A 1,396-nucleotide genomic window follows, 5' to 3' on the forward strand; every position below is an offset into this window, starting at 1 on the left:
GATCTCACTTATAATAAAAGTTAGCGATAACCAAATTATAAGGAGACCTTATGTATGATGATATTATACAATTATTATTTTTAGCATCAATACGCAACAAAATAGAAACACTTGAATCATATCGGTTAAACAACGAGTTTATTGTTGAAATTAAACTAAAGAAATCTGATATAAATTGTCCAATCTGCGATTCTAAAACTGTATTTCACAGCTATCGGTTAAAACAAATCAAATACAGTGTATCTAGTTATGAGCCCTATTTAATCAAATATCAATCTAGACGATACAAATGTATAGTGTGCAGCAAATACATCTCAGAAGCGAATCCATTTACGACTAAAGGGAAAACAATATCTAATTTCACAAAACACTCTGTTTTAGAGAACCTTAAGGGGATAAATCGAACCTTTACCGATATCGCCAAACAACATCATATCACCATTCAAAGTGTGATTGATATCTTTGATCAATCAATTGATGCCAAGCGTAGAGAACTAGGTTCAGTCATCTGTCTGGATGAGATTTACGTATCAAAGAAACATAAATATAAATACGCCTGCGTATTATATGATTTCAACACCAGTAAAATCATCGATGTCATAACAACCAGACATAAGCATTATTTAACTGAGTATTTTTCTAGAATTCCAAGATATGAGAAACAACGGGTCAAAATCATGATTATAGACATGTGGGAATCGTATCGTGAAGTCATTAAACTGTCATTTCCAGGTACTGCCATAGCGGTTGATTCATTCCATGTTATAGCTAATCTAAACCGAGCAATTGATAGAGTAAGAATTGATACCATGAATAAATTTAGACTTGGAGCATCGGATCCTGAGTTTGATGATATGTATTACTATATGTTGAAAAAATTCTATTACTTCTTTCTAAAAGATTTAGATAGTTTAAGAGACTTCAAGCCAATATATATCAAGAAATTAAAAGCTTACTGGAATAAAGAAGATATATTGGGTTACCTACTCTCAATTGATGATACATTAACCGGCTGTTTCAAACTTAAAGAACGTTATCGATATTTTAATAAAACAGCTGATTATGACACGTGTGATGAGGAACTTGAAAACTTGATTGATCAATTTAGAAACAATCCGATAAAAGAATTTAGAGATTTTGGTAGGTTACTAATGAACTGGAAACAAGAAATTAAAAATTCATTTTTGATATCTAATCAGAGACGTGTTTCAAATGGACCAATTGAATCAACAAATTCAAAGATTAAGACAATCATCAAAGCATCAAATGGTATTAGAAAATTTCACAGATTACGAAACAAAATTATGTACGCAATTAATAGAGATATTCCAATAAAAAATTAAATTAATAATGGTTATCGACAAAATAAAAGAGGTACCTCCAACTTTTTGAAAGC

1 protein-coding gene is annotated in these 1,396 nt (G+C 30.5%); it reads left to right on the plus strand.

Annotated elements, in window-relative coordinates:
* Positions 1-50: 50 nt before the first annotated feature.
* On the plus strand, positions 51-1,343 hold the full coding sequence (locus tag PG914_RS06890; RefSeq protein ID WP_488823095.1) for an ISL3 family transposase: 1,293 nt from the start codon (positions 51-53) through the stop codon (positions 1,341-1,343).
* Positions 1,344-1,396 lie beyond the last annotated feature (53 nt).

This window comes from Acholeplasma sp. ORD1043 (genome assembly GCF_057808485.1).

Coding starts and splice junctions, on each gene's coding strand:
- PG914_RS06890 (WP_488823095.1), top strand. CDS start 51: ATGTATGATGATATTATACAATTATTATTTTTAGCATCAATACGCAAC.